The sequence below is a fragment of the Gilliamella sp. A7 genome, from assembly GCF_002142015.1.
GTDB classification, from domain to species: domain Bacteria; phylum Pseudomonadota; class Gammaproteobacteria; order Enterobacterales; family Orbaceae; genus Gilliamella; species Gilliamella apis_A.
The window spans coordinates 21,728-27,727 of the sequence record NZ_NASN01000030.1 but is presented as its reverse complement, the minus strand read 5'-3'; the positions used below and the strand labels follow the sequence as shown (position 1 = coordinate 27,727).

Genomic DNA, 6,000 nt, shown 5'->3' with positions numbered 1-6,000 from the left:
ACACAAGACCGTTCTATTCTTTTGAGATGAAAAAAATTATATTTTGTGCATTTACTAATTCGACCAATTTAATGGGGTTTAATAAAAGTAATGTGAAATCATATAATATTTCAATTCCCTATTATAATAACGATTCACACATTACCAATCAAATGAATAAAATATACGATTATATGAATATTCAAAATTATGATAAAAGCTATAACTTATATATTGCAGAAGATAATAAAAAATATATTAATGAATTTATAAAAAAATATAATATAGCTGAATTTGTAATTATTAATCCTTTTGGTGGAGCAAAAAAACGAGAATTATCTCAATGGCAAATGGAGTATTTAGTTGATCTATTAAAAAAAATAAAGCCAGATCATGTGATTATCTTTATTGGCGAACAAAATAAACTTAAAAATATTGATCCTAATTTAGGACTAATATTTCAATCAAACTCCATTTTAGATGTTATTGCTCTAATAAAAGAAGCGTCATATGTTGTAACGGTTGATACTTCCATTGTTCACATATCGGCAACATTTGATTTGCCATGTTTAACAATTTATTCCGAATCCATATCGTCTGAAAAAACTGATGATATTAATTTAACTATGCGGAAAAAATGGAAGGAATACTATCGTAATATATGCAATAATTTAGTTGATAAATCCTACTTAAAAAAGAACAATTTATTGGTTGAATTGCCATATTGTTATGATCGATTATGGGCTCCTAATAATCCAAATGCCAAACAAATTGTTTTTTACAAATCTTTTTTAAGAAAAGTTGATAATGAAGAATTTAGTCAAAGGATATTATCTTGTATGGAATAACAATACTATGAAATTGTATTTATAATAAATAATTAAAAATTTAACTCATAAACAAATTTAAAAAATGCATTACCTAAATGTAAAAAATAGTTTTTAACTATTAAATAACTTCTATTTTTTAAGCATTCATAGTTATACTATTTATTATTATTCTCGTAATTTATTATCTAATTTCATGCCAATTTTATGAGGATGTTATATTTTACTAACGTTAATTATTTCTTTAATAAATTTTTAAAGTATATAGGGCTTATTTTTTAATTAAGTGTATTTTAAGTGATTGATGATTTTGCAGAAGATAGTTTATTTGCGACAGTTATTGATGTCTTTGTTGCAAAATTGCCACAAAGACGGATGGCAAACAAAGTTATTAATGCAATACAAGCACGACAATCAAGGTTGGTTGAAGTGGAAACTGGTACAGGTAAAACCTTTGCATTCTTGGTTTCTGCATTGCGAAGTGATAAGTGCAATGATTAATAATAGTAGTAGTAAAGTTTACAAATTTGCCGATCAGGATGTTCTGAATATATTAATGCAAGGTAAAACTCAGTTTCTACCGAAAATATTTAATCAACTTACATCACTTACTGTTGGTGGAAAAGAAGATAGCATTTTAAGTGATAATACTGTTATTATTCATTATGTGACAGGGAATAATCCATGGTATCAATTATATCTAACACCTTTTTATGGATGTTATATCTCTGTTTCGTCATTGGCTAAGAAAAAATTATTATTAGTTAACAAAAATGCGCCTTCAACTACAAGGCGTTATGAAAAAGTTTTAGCCAGTCAAAAAAGATATTTTTTGGCTTGTAAATATTATTTGCTTTATCTCAAGTATAAAGTGTTTAAAAAACGATAAGGGTAAAGTTGTGATTCAAGTAGATGAATTTATTAATAAAAGAAATGAGTTTTTGTCATGTGATTTTGATAATAACCAATCTATTTTACATATTTTATTATGTTTTGATGATAATTATGCATTGCCTGCTGGTGTGAATATTTTTTCTGTTTTTGAGAATAATCCTTTACAGCAGATCCATTTTCATTTATTTACGCACAATCTTTCTGATGAAAATAGACGTAAATTCAAAGAAATCAAACTTGATAATATATCTATTACTGAATATGTTGTTAATGATGAGTTTGAAGTTGATGAACAAAATACGGAACAATTTCCGCTTTCAGCTTGTGTTCGCTTAATAGCGCCAATAATATTAAAAAATACTACAGATAAATTACTTTATATTGATAGTGATACATTATGTATTAACAGATTAACAGATATTAATAATATTGATTTAAATGGTATTATCGTTGCAGCTATTGCAGATGTTCCATATATGCAACAAAGGCAATGTGCGAAATATAATGTGGTCCATGGCACTTATTTTAACTCTGGTGTTATGTTAATTAACATTTCACTTTGGTGTGAAAATAAAATTACAGACAAATCATTAAAACTATTAAATAACGGTGAAAAATATCAATTTCCTGATCAAGATGTTTTAAATATTAGTGTTGGCCAAAAAAGGCTAATCTTGCCCTCAAAATTTAATAATTTATTACCATTATCAATTGATGGTAATGAAGATGCAAATGTTCCTAATGATACTTTATTTATTCATTACATTACTAAAAATAAGCCTTGGCACCAACCTTATCGTTCCAAATTATTCGACTCTTACTTAGAAAAATCACCATGGCGAAATGATGATTTGCCATTGTATAGTTCAAGAAAAACTTCTTCAATTCGTGCTTATGCAAAATTAATGTTTAAGCAAAAGAAATATCTATCAGGAATAAAACATTATATTATTTATTTGAAAACTAAATTTAAAAAATAATATTAGGTTAATAATTTTGTTGATTTCAAGTTTATTTAGTTAATAGATTAGAGAAATTTTAACCTATTTCTAACTAATCCTTTTATTTATAGTTGAAGTTCATGTGTATATTTTTGACTTGGTTATTGATATAGTATACCTCATTGTCTTGATGGTTAATTATCCAATTTTATGACTATTGTTTCATACCTATTTTAAGAGGACGTTATATTTTACTAACGTTAATTATTTCTTTAACAAATTTTCTAGAATATATAAATAGGGCTTATCTTTTGATTAGGTGTATTTTAAGTGATTGATGATTTTGCAGAAAATGGTTTACTTGCGACAGCTATTGATGGTTTTGTTGCAAGAACCCCACAAAGACAGATGGCAAACAAAGTCACTAAAGCAATACAAGCACAACAATCACTGGTAGTTGAAGCCGGAACAGGTACAGGTAAAACCTTCGCTTATTTAGTTCCTGCATTACGAAGTGAAAAGAAAGTCATCATTTCAACTGGCTCAAAAAATTTGCAAGAACAGTTGTATAGTAAAGATTTGCCGATTATCAAAAAAGCTTTGGACTATACTGGTAAAATTTCACTTCTTAAAGGTCGAGCCAACTATCTCTGTTTAGAACGCATGTATCATCAATATGCAGCTGCCGGTGATTTAGATAAGAATTTACGTACAGACCTTGTCCGCGTCAAAAATTGGTCAATTAAAACCAAAGACGGTGATATTAGTAAATGTACAACGGTAACCGAAGATAACCCAATTTGGCCAATTTTAACTAGCACTAATGATAATTGTTTAGGAAGTGAATGCGAACACTATAATGATTGTTATGTGGTTAAAGCTCGTAAGCGAGCGTTAAATGCTGATATTGTTGTGGTCAATCATCATCTGTTTTTAGCTGATGTAGTAGTAAAAGATACTGGTTTTGGCGAACTGATTCCTAAAGCTGATGTAATGATATTCGATGAAGCTCATCAACTGCCAGACTTAGCATGCCACTATTTTGGGGAACAGTTAACAAGCCGACAACTGTTTGATTTAGCCAAAGAGATAAATTTAGCTTATCGAACCGAAGTCAAAGATATGTCTCAGTTACAGCAATGTGCTGATAAACTACAAAAATGTACCCAAGACTTACGATTATTAATAAATCAGCAAAATAATAAAGGCAACCTGCGTTATCTATTTAATCAAGTTAACATTAAACAAGAATTATCTTATCTATTTGATGCCCTTGATTTTTGCAAAGAAGTACTTTTATTAGCGATAGGGCGCTCTACCACGTTAGATAATTGTTTTGATCGCGTTAACCAGTATCAACTATTGCTAAAGCGTCTTACAGAAACACATGTATCAGGTTTTAGTTATTGGTATGAGAGTTCATATAGTTCTTTTCTGTTCGCATTAACACCATTGTCGGTAGCTGAAAAATTTGCAGAGTTATTAATCGAGCGCAAAGGGAGCTGGATCTTTACATCAGCAACCTTATCAGTAGATAATCAATTAGATTATTTCACCAAACGTTTAGGGTTAACTAATTCTGACTCATTGATTTTAGAAAGCCCTTTCGACTATAACAACCAGTCAATATTGTGTGTGCCACGATATATACCATCACCAAATGAACAAGGTAATGCTGAAAAACTGGTTGACATTCTATTACCGGTTATTGAAGCTAATAAAGGTCGTTGTTTTTTCCTCTGTACTTCATATGCCATGATGAATGCTTTAGCGACAAAGTTTCGAGAATTGACTAAATTACCTGTTTTAGTTCAAGGTGATACCAGTAAAGTAAAATTATTGGAGCAATTTATTCATAGTGGTAACGCTCTATTAATTGCAACTAGCAGTTTTTGGGAAGGAATCGATGTTAGAGGTGACACACTTTCTTGTGTTATTATAGATAAGTTACCTTTTACCTCACCTGATGATCCTTTAATTAAAGCTCGAATGGACGATTGCCAAATGCAAGGTGGTGATGCATTTAATGAGGTTCAATTACCTGAAGCTGTTATTACCTTAAAACAAGGAGTAGGGCGATTAATTCGTCATCACAATGATCGTGGTGCAATTATTATTTGTGATAATCGATTAGTCATGCGACCATATGGCGCAACATTTATTAATAGTTTACCACTCTCGCCAAGAACGCGAGATATAAATAAGGTCATCAATTTTTTATTATCTAACAGTGAATCGATAACTGATAATTTGGAAAGCAAATGAGTACTATTTTAGCCATTGATACTTCAACAGAAGCTTGTTCAGTCGCATTATTTTATCAAAATGAAATCACTCATGATTTCATTATTTCAGAGCGAGATCACACCAAAAAAATCTTACCCATGGTGGATAAGATTTTGCATCAAGCTGGGTGTAGTCTTTCACAACTTGATGCAATTGCTTTTGCTCAAGGTCCTGGCAGCTTTACTGGAGTGCGGATAGGGATTGGAGTAGCTCAAGGCTTAGCTCTCGGTATTGATGTACCAATGATAGGTGTATCGACATTGCAAACTTTAGCACAAGGTGCTTATAGAACTAAATGTGCAACTAAAGTTATTCCAGCAATAGATGCTAGAATGGGAGAAGTCTATTTAGGACAATACCATTATCAAGATCAACAATGGCGATCGATCATTCCTGAATGTGTGATTAAACCAAAAGATGTGGTAACTAAAATTCAACATACTGATAATGATGATTATTCGGCAGGTACTGGCTGGCAAACTTATCCTAATATGTTAGCAATGATTAAACCAAGTGAAGTGTTGTTACCTGAAGCACAAGATTTGGTGGTTATCGCCCAGCAAAAATGGTTAAGAAAAGATGTTGTTAAAGTTGAGGATGTTGAGCCAACCTATTTGCGCAATGAAGTAACATGGCAAAAATTACCCGGTCGATAAGAGCAGATAAGCCATCGAAATGCGTTATCTGCTGTAAAATTAGGCTTAATACTTATTCTTGAAATAATCCCAAATTTGCTTTGGCATAAGCTTCAAAGTCAGTACAACCACCAATTGGTTTTTCATCAATGAAAATTTGGGGTACGGTTTCAACTGGTTTACCAACACTTTTTGAAAGATCTTCTTTGGTAATACCTTCAGCATTGATATCAACATAACGATATGAAAAGTCATTTCGTTCTTGTGATAATTTTTCTGCTAACTCTTTAGCTCGCACACAATATGGACATCCTTGACGTCCGAAAATTACAGCATACATAGTTCACCTCTAATAGTTAAATTTAATTGTTGAATTAACTATACTTCAGTTTAAAATAAAAAAAAGTAGTTAAATATAGTTGATATAATAGATTATAC

At 30.7% G+C, this 6,000-nt stretch carries 7 protein-coding genes; 6 read left to right on the top strand and 1 reads right to left on the bottom strand.

Features of this window, described 5'->3' with window-relative positions:
* The first annotated feature begins 173 nt into the window (after positions 1–173).
* The 6 genes from B6D18_RS08340 (at position 174) to tsaB (ending at position 5,583) form a co-directional block, all read left to right on the top strand.
* A complete protein-coding gene (locus tag B6D18_RS08340; protein ID WP_158092551.1) occupies positions 174–827 on the top strand; it encodes a glycosyltransferase family 9 protein in 654 nt (217 codons plus the stop codon).
* Positions 828–1,103: 276 nt separating this feature from the next.
* Positions 1,104–1,307 (top strand): hypothetical protein, encoded by a 204-nt coding sequence (locus B6D18_RS12605; RefSeq protein ID WP_158092550.1) that lies wholly within the window; start codon positions 1,104–1,106, stop codon positions 1,305–1,307.
* Complete coding sequence (locus B6D18_RS08335; RefSeq protein WP_158092549.1) at positions 1,300–1,695, top strand: glycosyltransferase; 396 nt, start codon at positions 1,300–1,302, stop codon at positions 1,693–1,695. The genes B6D18_RS12605 and B6D18_RS08335 overlap by 8 nt, the downstream gene beginning before the upstream one ends.
* Positions 1,696–1,705: 10 nt before the next feature.
* Positions 1,706–2,680: a glycosyltransferase family 8 protein gene (locus B6D18_RS08330; protein ID WP_086364037.1), complete on the top strand. Its 975-nt coding sequence runs from the start codon at positions 1,706–1,708 to the stop codon at positions 2,678–2,680.
* A gap of 291 nt (positions 2,681–2,971) precedes the next feature.
* Positions 2,972–4,906 (top strand): ATP-dependent DNA helicase, encoded by a 1,935-nt coding sequence (locus tag B6D18_RS08325; RefSeq protein WP_086364036.1) that lies wholly within the window; start codon positions 2,972–2,974, stop codon positions 4,904–4,906.
* Entirely contained in the window at positions 4,903–5,583 is a 681-nt protein-coding gene (gene tsaB / locus B6D18_RS08320; RefSeq protein ID WP_086364035.1) for a tRNA (adenosine(37)-N6)-threonylcarbamoyltransferase complex dimerization subunit type 1 TsaB, read from the top strand. The genes B6D18_RS08325 and tsaB overlap by 4 nt, the downstream gene beginning before the upstream one ends.
* A gap of 52 nt (positions 5,584–5,635) precedes the next feature.
* On the opposite strand, the gene B6D18_RS08315 is transcribed toward tsaB, so the two are convergent.
* Complete coding sequence (locus tag B6D18_RS08315; RefSeq protein WP_086364034.1) at positions 5,636–5,902, bottom strand: GrxA family glutaredoxin; 267 nt, start codon at positions 5,900–5,902, stop codon at positions 5,636–5,638.
* Positions 5,903–6,000: the final 98 nt, after the last annotated feature.

Coding starts and splice junctions, on each gene's coding strand:
- B6D18_RS08340 (WP_158092551.1), top strand. CDS start 174: ATGAATATTCAAAATTATGATAAAAGCTATAACTTATATATTGCAGAA.
- B6D18_RS08335 (WP_158092549.1), top strand. CDS start 1,300: ATGATTAATAATAGTAGTAGTAAAGTTTACAAATTTGCCGATCAGGAT.
- tsaB (WP_086364035.1), top strand. CDS start 4,903: ATGAGTACTATTTTAGCCATTGATACTTCAACAGAAGCTTGTTCAGTC.
- B6D18_RS08315 (WP_086364034.1), bottom strand. CDS start 5,902: ATGTATGCTGTAATTTTCGGACGTCAAGGATGTCCATATTGTGTGCGA.